The sequence below is a fragment of the Streptomyces sp. NPDC093510 genome (assembly GCF_040683555.1).
GTDB lineage: Bacteria > Actinomycetota > Actinomycetes > Streptomycetales > Streptomycetaceae > Streptomyces.
This window is the reverse complement of the sequence record NZ_JBFBEE010000055.1, coordinates 1-15640: the sequence shown is the minus strand read 5'-3', so window position 1 is coordinate 15640 and position 15640 is coordinate 1. Positions and strand designations below refer to the sequence as shown.

Here is a 15640-nt window from a genome sequence, read left to right as displayed (position 1 = left end):
CGCCCCGTGGCCCCCTCGGCCGAGGGGGCCACGGGGCGCCCATGTCGATCGGGGGGGGGTACGCCACATGTGGGACGAGGGACAGCCACTGCGGATCGCACAGGACAGGGGCGCCGCGCTCCTGGACAACGCCACGGTGGCGGGCGCCACCACCATGCTTGAGTCCCCGGGCAGCGCCACCCTGGCGGACGAACAGTCCCTCGCTGACCTTCTGGAGGCGATCGTCCTGCACGAGGCGCTGGTCATCGACAGCTGGGGCGACTCGGAGAGTTATCCCATAAGTCTGCTGCACGCCCCGTACTTCTCGACCTTCCCCTCGCTGACCGCAGCACGCAGCACTTCTCCTCCTGAAGGGGATTTGCTGCCGTTCACCACACTGCTGGTGAAAGCGACGCTCGACCGGCTGGAGCGGGCGTTGAGCTCGGGCGAACTTGCCGAGCAGCACCGACTCCTCCTGAGCAGGCTGGGAGGTGGTGAGTTGTTTTCGGCTCACTTCAACCGCTACTACGGGCTGACCGACATCCGGCCCGAAGTTGAGCATCTGTACCGAAGCGACGCCACCATCCTGCGCCAGGCCCTCGCCGGAGAGGCGGCCTTCAGCCGCGTCCACGCCCTCGAGGACGCCATCGACCGGGCGCTGCAAGGCGCCTCGGACGCCTTCCGCCGCTACTGCATGTTCCTGCTGAGGGCCTTCTATTACGAAGAGTTGGCCGACAAGCTGTCGCTCTCTTACATGCCGCACACCTACCGAGCCGAGGCCATGCTGAAGCTGCCGCGCCCTGGCGGCGGGCCATCCACGAGGGAGTTCGCCGGTGAGGTGGTGAAGCAGACGGGCAGGGTCCGAGCCGAGCTCGCCTCTGCCGTGCGTTTGAGCGTGACGGTCGACATGCCTGCCATCGCGTTCATGCTGGCGCATTCCGTCGGATCCCGGAGCGAACTGCTCGCCGCCGCAACAGAGCTGCGAGGGCGCGAGTCCGTGGCCGCCTTCCGCAGGTGGGTCAGGGAGCAGGAGCTCGCCCTGCAGCACCAGAGCGACCTTCTGCGGCTGCGCAAAGCTATGGGCGAGCTCGAGGGAATCGTTGCGGATCTGCGTACCGAACTGCTTGGGGCCAACGTGGCAGGCGGTCATCCGGTCACGCTCCGAGTGACCACCGCCGGCGTGCCTGTAATCCCCGGGTTCCCTGTTATCGAGGGTGAGACCGAGGTGCACGTGCGGTCTCCCGCATGGCTGCGCAGGCTCCTGCGCCGCAGGCTTCCCCACCTCACCTTCTTCTCTCAGCTCAGCCGCGAGCTGGCGACGGGCAAAATTGCCCCCTTCCACCAGCGGCTGAGGGAACTGGGGAGTTAATCCTCCGCAAAGGCGGCCCCAGCCAGCCGCGGTTCGCTGACCACGGTCTGGTCCAGGGAAACGGCCGCTGGCGTCATTCGCGACTCAAGGTGTGGCCGACATCGAGCAGAAGTGTCCTGTCGCATTGCGTATGGCAGGGCAAGCCATGACTCTGCGCGACTCGCGCACTTGCGAGCGAATGGCGAGGGACGACACGAAGTTGAGATTCCTGCGTCCGACATCGCGTGAGACAACCTGCGAATCTGCAGGTCACGGGAACGCCATCTGACACGAGCGGCGAGACCCTACAAACGAACCCAGCCGTCCGCTGGCCCGGCTGGTCAGTCGAGTGCCCGACGGGGCCCCGGCCCCGTGGGTCTGCCGCCAAGACGTTGTGTCTTGTTGCGGGCGTCGGAGAGCCTGGTGACATGGCGACCATTCAGATTCGCCCGGGCCTGGCGCTCGACGACGTTCTGTACGGTGCGGCGGAAGCTGGCACCGCCACCCACGTCCCTCACCTGGCGCCCCTGACTTGGGAGACGTTCACAGCGCCGCCCAGCTGGACTCTGGTGCCAGACGGCTGCGGCAACGGGTACAAGGCGGAGTTGACGCTGCTCGGCACCCGCAAGGCCACCGTGAAGATTAATCTCTGGATCGCTCCGGACCTGCGTGGAGATCAGCAGCCAGCGCCGCACTCGCACCCCTGGCCCGTTAACCGAACTAAGTCGGGAGTTTCTGCAGGTCAGGGAGCATTTCACAGGTTCCTTGTTAGCGTCGACTCATGGCCGAGGACCGGCGTGTTGAGCGCGATCTGAAACACCTCGTGGTGCCCGAGGCCGGGCGGCTTGAGGAGACAGGGGCTCAGTGGGAGCCCTACCGATTACTCGACGGCGACGACCTGGTCATCGCACCCGTGGCCGTGTACTTCGCCGAGCTGCTGGCAGCTCATCGTTCGCTCGCCACGCTGCGGTCGTATGGGAACGATCTGTTGCGGTGGTGGCGCTTTCTCGTGGCCGTCGGGGTTCCGTGGGATCGCGCGGTACGGGCTGATGCACGGGACTTCATACGGTGGATGCAAGTCGCCGACAAGCCGGTACGCACACACTGGCGCTACCGGGACCGCGGTTCATCGGCACCGGTTGCACGAGCCGTTCGTCGCGGCCCGCCGCCGGGAAGCGTGAACCCGGTGACCGGAAAGGCGACTCCGGGCAGGAAGTACAGCCCCGCGACAAGAGCGCATGCCGAGACGGTGCTGCGGTCGTTCTACGACTTCCAGCTCGAGGAGGGCCGCGGCCCGGTCATCAACCCCTTTCCTCTGGACCGGGGCCGGCGGGCAGGCCGTGCGCACGCACATCACAATCCGTTGGACACGTTCCAGCCGGTACGTCGGGGGCGTTATCGACCAGCTGTTGTCCGGCGGGCGCCGCGCCGAATCCCTGATGAGCAATTCAACGAGTTGTTCTCGAAGTTGAGGTACCTCCGGGACTGCGCTCTGCTCGCCTTCTGGATCTCTACCGGCGCTCGTACGGTCGAGCTCCTCAGCGCCCTCCAGCGTGATGCTGTTCCGGGCGACCAGCTCATCTCGGTGACGCGCAAGGGTAGCGGTGACGTGCAGCAGCTCCCGGCCTCCCCGGACGCCTTCGTCTGGCTGCGGCTCTACCAACAAGAGGCATGGCGACAGGGCGTGCCGCGGGGCCGGGCCGCACCCTTGTGGTGGACGCTGCGCCGCCCGTGGCGCCCGCTCACCTACGACGCGGCGCGGGCCATGTTCAGGCGGGTCGCCGCCCTGCTGGGCGCGAACTGGACTCTGTACGACCTGCGACACACTGCCGCCTATCGGATGGCCCGCGACCCGCAGCTGCCGTTGACCGACGTTCAGTGGATCTTGGGACATCGCCGCTTGACGACCACTCAGCTCTATGTCCCGCCTGGTGAAGAGGAGATGATCGCCAGCCTTCTTGCGTACTTCGCGCGGCGGGATCGGCCTCTCCTTCCGGAGGCAGGACAGCAGGTCCTTGTGCCGGAGGCAGGACAGCAGGTCCTTGTGTACGACCCGGAGTCACTAGACATCCTGTTCGGCGGCGCGTTATGACGCAACCGACGCAGACTTCAGCTTGGCCGACGTACGTCGGTAAGTGGACCGAGGGGGCGGTCGTTGAGGCGCTGCGCCTTCGCTTTCCGCCGCGCCCGGTTCCCGACATCTGGCCGGTGTCCGCGGAGAGCTGCGAGGACGTACTCGCTCGACTGGCGCGTCCGCCGCTGCGCTCACCCCTGCGGCCTACGCAGATGCACCGGCGACATGGAGCACGCAAGGTGCTGACCTGGCTCGGCACGTTCCCAGGCGAGTCCTGGCAGCAGCGGTGGTGCTCGAGTCCGGCTCCCCTGCTCGGTCAGCAGTGGGTAGATGCCGCGATGGACGGGCTGAATTACCGCTCGGACAATGTGGGGAAGGAGATGCGGACGGGGCTGCTGGCCCTGCTCTGCGCGGACGTGCTGCGCCCGGATCTCGAGTGGCTGGTGAAGTCGCGCTCCCCGTACTGGGCACCGGCGATGGCCGCCCACCGCGACCCGAGCGGATTCACCGCACTCGAAGCGAGCCTCGATCCAGTCCAGCGCACATCGCGGCTGCCGGTCGCCACGCTCAGCCAGATCGCGAAACTGCTGATCGCGAAGGGCGGAGGCATCCGGGACATAACCGTCGGGGACTGCTTGGAACTTCGTGCGGCTGAAGTGCGCGTGCTGGCTCACGGGGCCGGCAGGACGCTGTTCTACTCCCTGCTCAAGGGCATGGACATCTTCCCGGACGATGCGCCGGTCACCCTGAACCGGCTGACAAGTCGAGTCGGTCAGCAGTCACCGACCCAGCTCATCGACAGGTATGGACTCCGGTACACGCCCGTGCGAGACCTCCTCATCGACTACCTGTATGAGCGTCAACCCGCCGTCGACTACACGACCTTGGAAGACCTCGCCCGTACCCTCGGTCTGCTCTTCTGGAAAGACATCGAGTCCCATACCCCCGGCACCGACTCCCTGCGTCTGACCCGGGCGACAGCATCGGCCTGGAAGGAACGCCTGCGCACGAAGACCACCCGGCGCCGGCTCCCAGACGGGACCGTTGCCGAAATCACCAGCCAGCGCAAGAGCTACACAGCCGTACTCACCGGCGTACGGGGCTTCTACCTCGACATCGCAGAATGGGCGCTGGAGGATCCGGCGCGGTGGGGACCGTGGGCCGTTCCCTGCCCCATTCGCGCGGCCGAGGTATCGGGCTGGCAAAGGAAGCGTCCCGCCGTAAGGCCCGCATGGACCAGAGGACCAGGGAACGCCTTCCCGTCCTGCCGCTGCTGGTCAAGACAGCCGAACGCTACCTCCACGAAGCTCAGCTCCGCCTGGAGGCCATTCGTGCGGCGAGGGCAGGCGACACCTTCACCGTGCTGGGCGAGACCTTCACCAGGTGCGGTGTCACTGGGCGGACCGCCCGCGACGGCTCCAAACGGGCCATAGATTGCAACGGGCGCCGCATCGACCTACAGCTGGCCGAGAACCGGGCTTTCTGGGCCTGGGCCGCAGTGGAATTCCTCCGGCACACCGGCGTGCGGATCGAGGAGATGCTAGAAGTCAGCCACCACAGCATCACGCAGTACCGGCTCCCCGTTACCGGTGATCTGATTCCCTTGCTGCAGATCGCACCTTCGAAGACGGACGAGGAGCGGCTGCTGGTCGTAAGCCCCGAACTGGCCGACGTACTCAGCACGATCGTGTGTCGGGTCCGCGAAGGCACAGGAGCGATCCCAGTCGTAGCCTCCTACGACTACCACGAGAAGGTCTGGAACCCTCCCCTCCCGCTGCTGTTCCAATGGCGTTCAGGAGGTGAGCGCCGCCCAATCTCTGGCGCCTCGATACGCAAGGGCCTCACCGAGATCCTGCTGGATCTCGGGATCAACGATGTGGCCGGCGAGCTCATGACCTACGAACCCCACGACTTTCGAAGGATCTTCACTACCGAGGCGATCGAGAACGGGATGCCGCCCCACATTGCCCAACTGCTCCTTGGACACAAGGACATCAACACCACAATGGGATACAAAGCGGTCTACCCGCAGGAAGCAATCAACGGGCACCGAGCCTTCATCGCGCGACGGCGCAGCCTGCGGCCAAGTGCAGAATATCGGATTCCCACAGACGACGAATGGAGCGAATTCCTCGGACACTTCGAGCGACGCAAAGTTGCCCTCGGCGAATGCGGACGCGCGTACGGCACCGACTGCCAGCACGAGCACAGCTGTATCCGTTGTCCACTCCTGCGGGTTGATCCAGCTCAGCGGCCCCGACTGGAGGAGATCCGCGACAACCTCACGGCACGCAGCGCCGAGGCTGAACATGAAGGCTGGCACGGTGAGGCGGAGGGGCTGCGGGTGAGCCTGGCCGCCGCGGAGGAGAAGCTCACCCAACTCGACGAACGCGCCCGTCGGGCGACCACCATCACCTTGGGGATCCCGTCGTTCCGTGAGATCGCCGGCCGTACCGCCACCGCACCGCGGCGGTCGTGAATCGCCCCGTCCGACTCAGCCCTTGTGCGGGTTGATCGCCCGAAGCCGCTCAAGGAAGGTGGGATCAGGTTCGGTGACGACATGTTCGCCGGTGTCGGTATCCAGGTAGCCCCACTGGCCCTTCCTCCCGGTCCCGCACACCATGAGCGTCAGTGTCTGATCGGGCTCGTGAATCGCTGTCACCTCGTGGTACACGTCGAGGGCCACGTCGTTCAGGCCGCCGCTTCCGTGCCCGACGGACAGCTCGGGAACAACCCGGCCGCCCTCCGGCACGTAGCGGTCTTCGTCGTATCCTCCGAGCAGCACGTGGGCTCGAAAGGCCCACGGATGATTATGAGGATGGGCCCGCTCCTCGCCGCGCCGATCCGGCAGGCTCCATAGGTTGATCTTGACGGTGCGCTCGGCCGTCCTGAGCAAGACGAGCTCTGACTTGTAGGCGGCGCCCCGGTCGTCGGGGACAAGGGTCCAGCCGCTGGGGTCGATGAACCGCTCCCAGGTGAGCGGAGCGAGTTCCGGTATCTGCTCAGCCACTCCGGCGGAGGCCGCCTCGTACATCTCGCCCGTAACGCCAAGGCCGGGCACGATTAGGGTCTTCATGATGTCGAGTCTGACGTGACCTTCAGGAATTGGAGGCGAGTTCCACCCAACATCTGTAACTCGCGGCATGACACCCTCAGTTCAAGCCATGCCCCGAAGTCTGGGCGCAGCCAAGGTGCCCCAAATGGATGCCATGCTCTTGGATGAACCTGCTGGTCGCCCGCGTCCGACCCACATGACGACTCTGTGAGACGGACAGCGGCGTGAGGCAGAATCGAGAATCGGGGGTCACGGCACTGTTGGGCGCTCGGCTGGGCGCGAATACTGGCAGGCATGGCTGAGGTATTCGGCGCGGCGCCCTTTGATCAGGCGCCCATTGCCCTCTTCGTCAACGCGGACGATCTGACTCTGTCCCGCGAGTACGAATACGGTCCGACGGTCAAGCGAGTGGTCCTCGACGCAGTTCTCACTGTCGATGAGCTGCGACGATGCCAGCTCCAGACGTCCTGGGGCTCGCTCATGCTGCCGGCCTTGCGCTGGGCGGGGTCCTCATCCGACGGTGGCGTGGAGCTGACGAACGATCCGTTTCTCCTGTGGTCCTCTGCCTGCGCGCTGTGTCGCAGTGACGGAAGTCGGTGGAGCAGGCTGGGGGCACACGCGCCGTGGATTCTCGGGACCTCCAACATCTACATGGGGGTGCTCTCGCGGCTACCGGGCGAGCTGTGCGCACTGTTGGACGAAGGGTTGCGGGCGTATAGCTGGTACATCGGGGCGATGGAGGTAGACCCAAACGACCTGCTCCACCGGAAGGTGTTCTCTCTGGTTCCCGGGTGGCGGTACTCACAGGGCTGGGTAGATCAGCCCGGTGAGGGCGGCGTCTCCTCGAAGGAGCTCTTCGCGGGTACGGCGGTGAGTGGCGTCGGCTTGGAAGACCATCCAATCCCTGAGCATCACTGCCGGATCCCATGGAACCCCGTCCCTGCTCCGCGTGACCCCCAGGTCCGGCTGGGGGACCTGGCATGTCACGACGGCATGACATACCAGGAGTCGATCGCCAAAAAGATCGTCTATGAGTACCTGCAGGCCACACGGCCCTTGGCCTTCACGGTGGGCCGTCGGCAGCCGCTCGTGGACGACCTGCGCGACAAGCTCCACGACTACGCTTTGAATCCTGACCATTCAGTCGGCGGGCACAAAGCCAGGGTCTTCAAGAGTGCGCTGGGGATGGAGCAACGAGATTGGAAGCTCCTCGCAATTCAGCTGATCTCCGCTCTGCAGGCCGCCGAGCCCTTGGCATTCCAGGATGTTGAGAAGTGGGGGAAGCAGCAGCAGCTTCGCTTTGAGATCGACGCCCGCGTTGTGGGGTTGAACGGCAAGACGATGGCAGTCACAGCCGTGTGGAAGATCGAGGACGACGCCCCCGCCCAGCTCCTGACCCTCACCCCCGGGGACAAGCCCATAGGCGCTGCGGACCTAGCAGCCATCAACCCCGGCGACTGGGCCGGCCTCTACAACATCGCACTGACGGTCGCTGAGCGTGCCCGACAGGAATGCCGACCTACGCCGATGGCGCTGGGAGGCCCTGAAGGCGTCGATGTCATTCCTGAAGGGATGGCGGGGTTCGCGTGGGTGACGTTCCCGGAATCCGGTACAGAATTCGTCCAGTGGCTTCTACACGCAGGCCACGCCTCTGAGAGTCCGCCCGGAGCACAGATCTGTGCACCGACCTTCGACCTTGAGCCGGCGGCGGCTTGGGCCGATGCGATGGCCGCCGTATTGCAGGCCGCGGGCCATCCTTGCTCAGTCGTGCAAGCGGTGGACTAACCACCTCTCAAGCCGCGACGCCGAGTTCCTTGCGAGTACGGTGGATGAATTCGCGGACCTCGAGTTCGCGCCGCCAGGGGGCGAGGGCGATGTTGAACTCGGCCACGTAGTCCTTGGCACGAGACGACTGGACCCGGGCGAGGATGTCGACGGACCGGTTGCCGAGCTCCAGGTCGAGGTCGCGGGCCTGCAGGTGTGCGGTGCCGAGGATAGCGAGGCGCATGCCGACGGAGCGAGTGAAGACTCCGGGGGCCATTGCGGCAGCCTGCTGGTTCCAGGTGGGCAAGCGAATCACCGTCTGGGATGCCGCGTTCAAGCCCGACACCGACGACATCCGCGACTCGCCCGCCCTCGCTGTCGCCCACAGGCTCCACAGACTCGGCGCCGCGGTCACCGTCACCGACCCCCAGGCACTCGACAACGCCCGCAAGCAGCACCCCGAACTCGACTACGCCGACGACCCGATCGCCGCCGTCCAGGACGCCGACCTGCTCCTGCACCTCGCTGAGTGGCCGCAATACCAGCACATCGACCCGCACCGGCTCGCCACCCGCGTCGCGAGCTGCAAGGTCATCGACGGCCGGGGCACCCTCAATGTCGCCACGGGGCGTGAGGCGGGATGGACTTACCGGGTACTCGGACGCCCCTGAGTCCGATCATTCATCTCCCGGCAACCAGCACGAACCCACGGGTCAGCAGCCATAGTTGGGCCCCATGACCCGTGGGTTCAGCACGTCCATGCCGCGAGATTCTGGGAACCCGTCGCCTTCTGTGCCGGGAAGCATGACGTACCAGGACGGCGACCAGATCCGTGTCGTCACGCTCTCTCTGGAATCCGAGCTCCTCCTGCGCGCCTACCTGGGACGATGACCCGCTCTGCGACGAGCGGGAGCGCCTCCACCTGCCTGTACGCGTTAGTTCAGAGAAGGGATTTCGACGCACACGTACTGCTCGGCGGGTACAGCGAAGACCGATACATCCCCGACGGCGACGGAGCAGTACGCGCCGAACACGGCGTCGGGCACAGCTCCGGCGGCATCAACACGGTGCCGCGCGACGTCTACCACGAGGTCACCGAGATCCACGAACCCGGCCGTACCCTGACCCTGATGGTCTGTGGCCCCCGGGAACATGGACGCTGGGGATACCTCGACCTGGCCACCGGCCAGCACCGCGCCGCAGCCCCCGACCTAGACTTCTCCGCGCGGCTACAGGCCATCAATCCCCGTCACCCCTAAAGGCGGGGGCGGCGGGGAGAATCAAAAAATGGGAAAAGATCCGCTGGACAGCGCTGTGGCCTGGGACCTATATGTGGCACTGAATCTGCTGGCCGCCTCGCATGCCCTGGAAGCGGTGCCCGGCGTACCAGGCGCGCAGGACGACCTCACCCACGCTCGCGCTCACGTGGATGTGCACCGCCGAGCGCTGAAGCGGGATGCTCCCGAGTTGCTGGCCCGGATCGACAACGTCCTCAACGGATGGGTCGAGCGTCCGACCAGCCGCCTCCTGGAACTCCTGCCGCTGGTAGACGAGCTGTCCCGGAAATCCGGAGGATCCCTGCCCGACACGCTGCCCCCCGCCCCCTGACTTCCGGGCCAGTTGGTCGGCTACCCAGCACGCCCGCCACCTACGACTAGGTCCAATGTCAAGCAAGCCGAAACGACTGGATTCGATGACGAAGGACAGAACTGCTGCCCTTTGAGATCCAACCGAGGCGTTTGGCAGCGAACCCTGTCGCTTCGGCCTTCCTCACAGTGATGTCGGACCCGCCAGATAGACTTCTGCCGATCTTGACGAACGAGACACTGAGAGGAGGAAGTTGACTGAGATGAGCGAGTCCGAGCGGCCAACGCCAGGAGCGTCTGACCTTGAGATGGTGATCGCCACCAACCGGCTGGATGTCGGGTTCGACATCACCGGCGTTGAATTGTTGATCCTCGAAGATGAGCTTCGGCTAGCAGTCCGTGACCCGCGAGTTCGTGAGGCGGCGGCCCTGGGCTGGCAGTCTGACGACTTCCGGAAGATCTTTGAAGAGCAGCTACTGGGCAGCAAGACTCACGCTGGCCCCGGACTCACGTACACACACGTCGAAAGCGCGAAGACCCGGCTCGCCAAGGCAGCGGACGCCCTTCGCGCCGCGCAAGGCGTTCATGACCCAAGTCTCATAACTGAATATCTTGCTGCCCTAGCAGATCTGCTCGCCTATTACGTGAGCTTTCAGCGCCGCAGCTTGATGGCCCTACTCGCATCGTTGACGCCGAGGCCGGCCGACTGTGTGAACTGGGCACCGCGACCTCTTGATACATCACCTCAGGTCGCCCCTCGCGGCCCGAACCCCGCCCTCCCCGTGATCAGTCTTCGGGGCGGGCGCAGCGCGCTGGGGAGCGCCGTACTAGCTGCTTAAGCGACCCGCCGACCCTTGTAGGTCGGAAGGTGCAAGTCGTGTTCTTTCTACCGGACTCTGCCCCGTGGTGGGCTGTCTTGGGCATCGCATTCTTGTTCATCGCCGTGACCGGTGTGGGGGTCGTCCTGCGCGCGGTCTGGCCACAGCGGTCGAGTGACCGCAAGGAACTGCTGATGCAGCGGCAGCGCGCACGAGAGCAAGAGCGCAAGCGTCGTGAGCGTCGCGAGCGGCGGGAGGTAGAGAACCGGGAGTGAGTGGCGGGCGGCATGGGCAGACGGGCGGGCCACCCTATGCGCGGGCCGCCGCCCAGGCGGCCCCGAGTTCCACGAGCCTCCGGCGGAGCTGACCTCGCTGCTCCTCCAGGACCAGCGAGGTGGGCGACAGGACGAAGACGTTGCCCCGGCAGGGAAGGAACCCGAGCTGCTCCCACCCTCTGGCGATCTTGGCCGTGACGCGGCCCCACTCGACTTCGCTCCGTAGTCGGTTCGCGCTCATGTCGGAGATTCCGGGAGCGCAGGCCACGGCCCGGCATCCGGGCATCAGCCGGTAGATGGCTTCGGAAGCGAGGATCACGCCCAAGCCGCGCCCTCTCCATTCCTCGTGCAGGGTGACGCGGTCCATGACGAGCAGGGCGGAACCGCTGTACTCCAGCAGCTCTCCGACCTCGTCCGTGTAGTACCCCGTGGCGGGGTCGAGGAGGGCCTGCGCGATCTCACAGAGGTCCTCCGACGCCTCCTCCATGGCTGCGTACGCGTTGCGCCCGCGGTCGAGATGCACACGAAAGAAGGTCATCGAACCGGCCGCGCTGTCGCTCACGGTGTACGCGGGGCAGTCCGCTGCGTCACACGCGCCGGGCGCCGTCGGACAACGACTGCTGGCATGCTCCCGGCTGCGGTGGAGGATCTCCACGCTCCACTCCTCCAGGGTGTCCGCGTCGAGGGTGTCACTCAGAGTGTCGGTGTAGTGGATGCGCAGGCGAAGCTCGGTCGGGTCGCCGGGGAGCGGCAAGGGCTCGATCACTGCAGCAGCCTAGCCACGTGTCCTGTGCCGCCGATTCCCAATGCGGTCTGTCAAGCCGCGAGGACGGCCGGCGGCGTGAGTTCGTAGCACCGTCCGTCGCGCAGCAGGGCCCAGAGGACGTTCACGCGGCGTCGAGCGAGAGCGAGGACGGCCTGGGTCTGCTCGATTGCTTCGGGCGATGCCCCGCATTCGGCGCGATTGGTTAGCGCTCGTGCTCGCCGTTGCCGGTGTCCAGTTCGGGCTCGCCGGCCATGGCACGCAGCATCGCGGCGGCCTGGGTGTCGGTGAGCACGGTGCCGGCGGCCCGACGGCGCGCGTCCTCGGCAAGGCCGAGCTCGGCCTCCAGCGCGAGCACCGCTGGAGGCGCGTCGGCGGAGGGCGTTCCGTCAGGTTTGTGGCCGAGACAGAGGAGCGGCTCCGGCAGGTCACCGCAACGACGGCAGCGCAGATCATCGGGGACGGGCTCGGACATTTCGCCTCCTTGACCTGCAGTACTCAACCATCGCTGACGCTAACTCGCATTCACCAAGATCCGATGGCAAACGGTCAAGGTTCACTGGGACGGGACACCACGTGTCCTGTCGCAGCGAAGGCTGAGTGTTCTCATCGAATATTGAGTGGTGCCGCTATCAGGAGGAGACGGCCAAGGCCAGCGAGGCGACCGCGGTGGCGAAGTAGAACCCGGGAAATGAGGTGGCCCTACGCTTTCGGACTCAATAACCACACACCATCACCTGCTGGGCACTACGACTCCGTCCACGTCACCTACAAGGACTGGCGATCATCGGCCGGGTCCTCACATCCGAGGGGCGGTGGGTCACGGCTGAAGGTCCATGACCGGTGCGCTGCGGGACACAGTGCTCACGTCGGCGCACAGCCGGGTGGCGCGAGAAGCATCTCCTGGTGCTGCTGGGCCAGCTGAAGGAGTCCCGCCAAAGGGGACGACAGGAGATGGCGTTTCGCCTGGAGGTCTGCGATGCCGGCCTCAGTGAACGGCAGCCCCCTCACGGCGCCATCGGGCCTCTGACTGATCACATGGCCTTCATCGTTCTCCTTCACCGCCTCAGCGAAGACGGTGTCGAAGGTGTGGGCTTCGAACACCGCCACGGTTAGCACGCACACGGCGAGGTGCAGCGGTTCCAAACCCATGCCGAAGCACCAAACCCGCAAAGAGCCATCGTCCAGTGCTGCGTCGAGCAGGCTGTAAGGAGGTTGGCCGTAGTCGACCTCGGTGCCGCCGTCTCCGGTCGCCTCCGGAGCACCGAGCAATTCCTCGTTGTACTCGCGCATGATGACGCGCCACAGCGAGAGGTCCCGCCGGTGTGCGTGGGGTGATAGAGAGGCGGGCTGGATCATACCGCCGGGGAGCGGCCCGAATATCTCCTCCCCCGTGGCGACCTTGCCCTTGCCTCTCAAGAGCAGGAGGAAGGACGCCTGGCCGTCGGGGGTGCGCCGTAGAGTCAGGGTGCCGACGGACGGTAGTACCTTGCGCCGCCCCAGAAGCAGGGGGTCGTCAGTGAGGAGCCGGCGGATGGGCAGACCCCAGAACGGCAGGCGTCCCGGCTTCCGCCGTGTGGCCTCGGCGAGTTCATGGGCGAGGGCCTCGTTCTGGTCGATGAGGTCGAAGTACTGGCCGGGCCCGAAATCCAGGCTAGGCGGTTTCGTTTGGATCAGCGGGCGGTCCAGAGGAAGATGCCTGCTATGTGAAGTCCGGCGAGGTAGATGGTCGCGGTCTTCTCGTAGCGGGTGGCGATGCCGCGCCACTGCTTCAGGCGGTTGATGCACCGCTCGACGGTGTTGCGCTGCTTGTATGCCTCGCGGTCGAAGGCTGGCGGTCTGCCGCCCGCCTGTCCGCGCTGCCGACGGTTGGCCTGCTGGTCGGCGCGTTCCGGAATCACCGCGCGGATGCCACGTCTGCGCATGTGGTCGCGGATCGCGCGGGAGGAGTACGCCTTGTCGGCCAGGACCAGGTCCGGCCTGGTGCGGGGCCGTCCACAAGGGCGGGGAACGCGCAGGCGGGACATGACGTCCGTGAAGGCGGGTGCGTCGCCGGCCTGACCGGCGGTGAGGACGAACGCCAGTGGTCGGCACCGGCCGTCGGCCGCGAGGTGGATCTTCGTGGTCAGTCCGCCGCGGGACCGGCCGATGGCGTGGTCGTCCGGCTCGCCGGCCGGGGCCCCTTTTTGCGGGCCCCGGCAGCGTGCTGGTGAGCGCGCACGACGGTGGAGTCGACGGATACGGCCCAGTTGACGTCTTCGTCCGCGTCGGCCTGGGCCACCAAGGCAGTGAACACCCGCTCCCACGTACCGTCGACGGCCCACATCCGCAGCCGGTTGTAGACGCCGCGCCAGTTGCCGTACTTCTCCGGCAGGTGCACCCACTGGGTACCAGTCTGGAACTTGAAGGCGATCGCGTCGATCACCTCACGATGCTCTCGCCAGCGGCCACCCCGCTTCGGCGTCCGGTCGGGGAGCAACGGCTCGATCCGCGCCCACTGCGCATCAGTCAACGGCACACCCGGACCAACGACCAGCTGATCCAAACGAAATGGCCTAGGCCCGTCCGCATGCGACCAGTCGGCCCGGAGCAGCCGGAAGGAGGGGCGGTCTTCGAAGAGTGCGGGCCGAGCCAGGTCGCCCATGGCCGAGGAGTATCGCTGGTACCTCCGGGTCCTAGTCTCCTGCGGCAAGTACCGCCGTGTCGCTCGGAGCAGGGCCGGGTCGGGCGGCGGCGGATTCTCCTGCCAGGTGAGTGTCACCTGCCGCAGCGGGACTGGTCGCGGCGGACGCATCGCCGGTTCCCACAGCAGTGTGGAGGTCCCAATCCGCTCGAGTGCGGGGCGTGCACGCACGTGGATGTCGGCGGCCGCCTCGGAGAGTTCCCCGAAACGGGCCCCCATGTCCTTCCGCCCGTCGACGAAGGACCGCTGTGACTCCCCGCCTCTTTCGGGAGTAAGCGCGCCTCGTCCGTAGTAGACGCCGACACCGGCGAGCAAAAGGCTCGCCAGGCTGATCCACAGCTCTGGCGACCAGTCCATGTGCTCTCCCCTCGCCCCCATCACCACCTCAGCGGTGGCCGACGCGTGTGTCTTACCCCTGTGTTTGGCCGACCACGCCGCCACACGTCGGGTCCTTTAATGAGGACTGGGCCGGCAGGTCATCGGCGTGCTGCCCGGCCGGGTCGGTACTTCCGGCGTGGTCTCGTTGAACAGCTCGCCCAGGACCGGCTGGCACTCAATGTTCGGTGAGAACGCTCAATCTTCGTTGCGACAGGGCACCACGCGAAGGGACGGAGCGTCACGACGTGCGAGAGGTGATCGAGCCGTGAGTGGGCGTCGGGCAGCAGCGAAGATTTCAGCGAGCGGGCCTTTGAACTGGGCACCGCAATCTCCCGCGCGCTGGCCTGCGTTGGTTCGAGTGCACCGGTCGTTTCAGTGTCGGGTGGCGGGAGTCAGCGTTTGACGCGGTTGCGGACGGCGAAGACGGCCAGGCCCAGAAGGACGGGTTCGGTGAGCCGGGAGGTCATTTCGATGTAGGTGCCGGTGGTGGTCAGGTCCTGATCGGCGGAGCGGAAGACGACCGAGTTGAGGGTGACGTTCAGGGCCTTCTCGAAGCGCTCGCCGGTGAACCGTTGTCCGGTGGGATGGTGCGGATCGTCCTTGCTGATCTCGAAGGTCACTTTCCCGCCGCCGGACGGCACGGTGCCGGTGGCTACCTGCTTCGGATCGTTGTTGGGGAGTCCGAAGCCCATCAGGAGCAGGATGGTGAGGAGCATGGCCGCGGCGAGCCAGCTCAACGCCCGGTAGGCGCGCAGGCCATAGCCGGACAGGGCCCAGTAGGCGGTGAGAAGGGTTCGTTCGTTTCGGGGGATGTCGTCGGCGTGGCGGCGCATCTGTCGGGTAGGCCCCGTCCCTCTCGGGACGAGGCCCCCCTCAGAACCGTGCGTGCCACTCGTCGCGGCACACGGCTCAAGCAG

At 66.1% G+C, this 15640-nt stretch carries 17 protein-coding genes and 1 pseudogene; 11 read left to right on the top strand and 7 right to left on the bottom strand.

Annotation, left to right across the window (positions count from 1 at the left end):
- The first annotated feature begins 67 nt into the window (after window positions 1-67).
- The 5 genes from AB0N81_RS41775 to AB0N81_RS41755 all read left to right on the top strand — a co-directional run bounded on the left by AB0N81_RS41775 (window position 68) and on the right by AB0N81_RS41755 (window position 5880).
- Complete coding sequence (locus AB0N81_RS41775) at window positions 68-1348, top strand: hypothetical protein (RefSeq protein WP_365368138.1); 1281 nt, start codon at window positions 68-70, stop codon at window positions 1346-1348.
- Window positions 1349-1755: 407 nt separating this feature from the next.
- Window positions 1756-2142, top strand: coding sequence for a hypothetical protein (locus AB0N81_RS41770; RefSeq protein ID WP_365368136.1), 387 nt, complete (start codon window positions 1756-1758; stop codon window positions 2140-2142).
- Window positions 2109-3419, top strand: coding sequence for a tyrosine-type recombinase/integrase (locus AB0N81_RS41765; protein WP_365368134.1), 1311 nt, complete (start codon window positions 2109-2111; stop codon window positions 3417-3419). The genes AB0N81_RS41770 and AB0N81_RS41765 overlap by 34 nt, the downstream gene beginning before the upstream one ends.
- A 221-nt stretch (window positions 3420-3640) precedes the next feature.
- Window positions 3641-4834 (top strand): hypothetical protein, encoded by a 1194-nt coding sequence (locus AB0N81_RS41760; protein ID WP_365368132.1) that lies wholly within the window; start codon window positions 3641-3643, stop codon window positions 4832-4834.
- Window positions 4762-5880, top strand: a complete 1119-nt coding sequence (locus tag AB0N81_RS41755; RefSeq protein WP_365368130.1) for a site-specific integrase — start codon at window positions 4762-4764, stop codon at window positions 5878-5880. The genes AB0N81_RS41760 and AB0N81_RS41755 overlap by 73 nt, the downstream gene beginning before the upstream one ends.
- Window positions 5881-5895: 15 nt before the next feature.
- On the opposite strand, the gene AB0N81_RS41750 is transcribed toward AB0N81_RS41755, so the two are convergent.
- Window positions 5896-6477, bottom strand: a complete 582-nt coding sequence (locus tag AB0N81_RS41750) for a hypothetical protein (RefSeq protein WP_365368128.1) — start codon at window positions 6475-6477, stop codon at window positions 5896-5898.
- Window positions 6478-6750: 273 nt separating this feature from the next.
- On the opposite strand from AB0N81_RS41750, the gene AB0N81_RS41745 reads away from it, so the two are divergent.
- Window positions 6751-8241: a DUF6883 domain-containing protein gene (locus tag AB0N81_RS41745; RefSeq protein WP_365368126.1), complete on the top strand. Its 1491-nt coding sequence runs from the start codon at window positions 6751-6753 to the stop codon at window positions 8239-8241.
- Between the two features lie 7 nt (window positions 8242-8248).
- On the opposite strand, the gene AB0N81_RS41740 is transcribed toward AB0N81_RS41745, so the two are convergent.
- Entirely contained in the window at window positions 8249-8464 is a 216-nt protein-coding gene (locus AB0N81_RS41740; protein WP_365368124.1) for a hypothetical protein, read from the bottom strand.
- Between AB0N81_RS41740 and AB0N81_RS41735 the strand changes: the two genes are divergently transcribed.
- From AB0N81_RS41735 to AB0N81_RS41715, 5 genes are all read left to right on the top strand, one after another.
- Window positions 8463-8891 carry a UDP binding domain-containing protein gene (locus AB0N81_RS41735; protein WP_365368122.1) on the top strand — a complete coding sequence of 143 codons (429 nt, stop codon included), beginning with the start codon at window positions 8463-8465 and terminating at the stop codon, window positions 8889-8891. The two genes, AB0N81_RS41740 and AB0N81_RS41735, sit on opposite strands and share 2 nt — an antisense overlap.
- Before the next feature lie 216 nt (window positions 8892-9107).
- A complete protein-coding gene (locus AB0N81_RS41730; RefSeq protein WP_365368120.1) occupies window positions 9108-9479 on the top strand; it encodes a hypothetical protein in 372 nt (123 codons plus the stop codon).
- Window positions 9480-9507: 28 nt separating this feature from the next.
- A complete protein-coding gene (locus AB0N81_RS41725) occupies window positions 9508-9828 on the top strand; it encodes a hypothetical protein (protein ID WP_125515914.1) in 321 nt (106 codons plus the stop codon).
- A 232-nt stretch (window positions 9829-10060) separates the two neighbouring features.
- The gene (locus AB0N81_RS41720) at window positions 10061-10645 is read left to right on the top strand and encodes a hypothetical protein (RefSeq protein ID WP_125515912.1); all 585 of its coding nucleotides are present in this window, start codon (window positions 10061-10063) and stop codon (window positions 10643-10645) included.
- Window positions 10646-10722: 77 nt separating this feature from the next.
- Window positions 10723-10899: a hypothetical protein gene (locus AB0N81_RS41715; protein WP_164551855.1), complete on the top strand. Its 177-nt coding sequence runs from the start codon at window positions 10723-10725 to the stop codon at window positions 10897-10899.
- A 34-nt stretch (window positions 10900-10933) separates the two neighbouring features.
- Here the strand turns inward: AB0N81_RS41715 and AB0N81_RS41710 are convergent, their stop codons facing one another.
- From AB0N81_RS41710 to AB0N81_RS41690, 5 genes and pseudogenes are all read right to left on the bottom strand, one after another.
- Window positions 10934-11665, bottom strand: coding sequence for a hypothetical protein (locus AB0N81_RS41710; protein ID WP_125515911.1), 732 nt, complete (start codon window positions 11663-11665; stop codon window positions 10934-10936).
- 202 nt (window positions 11666-11867) lie between these two features.
- Complete coding sequence (locus tag AB0N81_RS41705) at window positions 11868-12137, bottom strand: hypothetical protein (protein WP_125515910.1); 270 nt, start codon at window positions 12135-12137, stop codon at window positions 11868-11870.
- 389 nt (window positions 12138-12526) lie between these two features.
- Window positions 12527-12955, bottom strand: a complete 429-nt coding sequence (locus AB0N81_RS41700; protein ID WP_365368117.1) for a hypothetical protein — start codon at window positions 12953-12955, stop codon at window positions 12527-12529.
- Window positions 12956-13335: 380 nt separating this feature from the next.
- Window positions 13336-14198, bottom strand: a protein-coding gene (locus AB0N81_RS41695; RefSeq protein ID WP_365368140.1) for an IS5 family transposase whose coding sequence is annotated in 2 segments (ribosomal slippage) — window positions 13336-13847 and window positions 13847-14198 — 864 coding nt in all. Because the reading frame shifts where the segments join, the coding sequence is not laid out codon by codon here.
- Window positions 14199-15115: 917 nt separating this feature from the next.
- Window positions 15116-15559 (bottom strand): annotated as a pseudogene (locus AB0N81_RS41690) (hypothetical protein); the annotation flags it as partial.
- Window positions 15560-15640: the final 81 nt, after the last annotated feature.

Excerpts from the sequence above, each read along its gene's own strand:
- AB0N81_RS41775 (WP_365368138.1), top strand. The coding sequence starts at position 68 with ATGTGGGACGAGGGACAGCCACTGCGGATCGCACAGGACAGGGGCGCC.
- AB0N81_RS41770 (WP_365368136.1), top strand. The coding sequence starts at position 1,756 with ATGGCGACCATTCAGATTCGCCCGGGCCTGGCGCTCGACGACGTTCTG.
- AB0N81_RS41765 (WP_365368134.1), top strand. The coding sequence starts at position 2,109 with ATGGCCGAGGACCGGCGTGTTGAGCGCGATCTGAAACACCTCGTGGTG.
- AB0N81_RS41750 (WP_365368128.1), bottom strand. The coding sequence starts at position 6,477 with ATGAAGACCCTAATCGTGCCCGGCCTTGGCGTTACGGGCGAGATGTAC.
- AB0N81_RS41745 (WP_365368126.1), top strand. The coding sequence starts at position 6,751 with ATGGCTGAGGTATTCGGCGCGGCGCCCTTTGATCAGGCGCCCATTGCC.
- AB0N81_RS41735 (WP_365368122.1), top strand. The coding sequence starts at position 8,463 with ATGCCGACGGAGCGAGTGAAGACTCCGGGGGCCATTGCGGCAGCCTGC.
- AB0N81_RS41740 (WP_365368124.1), bottom strand. The coding sequence starts at position 8,464 with ATGCGCCTCGCTATCCTCGGCACCGCACACCTGCAGGCCCGCGACCTC.
- AB0N81_RS41730 (WP_365368120.1), top strand. The coding sequence starts at position 9,108 with ATGACCCGCTCTGCGACGAGCGGGAGCGCCTCCACCTGCCTGTACGCG.
- AB0N81_RS41725 (WP_125515914.1), top strand. The coding sequence starts at position 9,508 with ATGGGAAAAGATCCGCTGGACAGCGCTGTGGCCTGGGACCTATATGTG.
- AB0N81_RS41705 (WP_125515910.1), bottom strand. The coding sequence starts at position 12,137 with ATGTCCGAGCCCGTCCCCGATGATCTGCGCTGCCGTCGTTGCGGTGAC.
- AB0N81_RS41700 (WP_365368117.1), bottom strand. The coding sequence starts at position 12,955 with ATGCGCGAGTACAACGAGGAATTGCTCGGTGCTCCGGAGGCGACCGGA.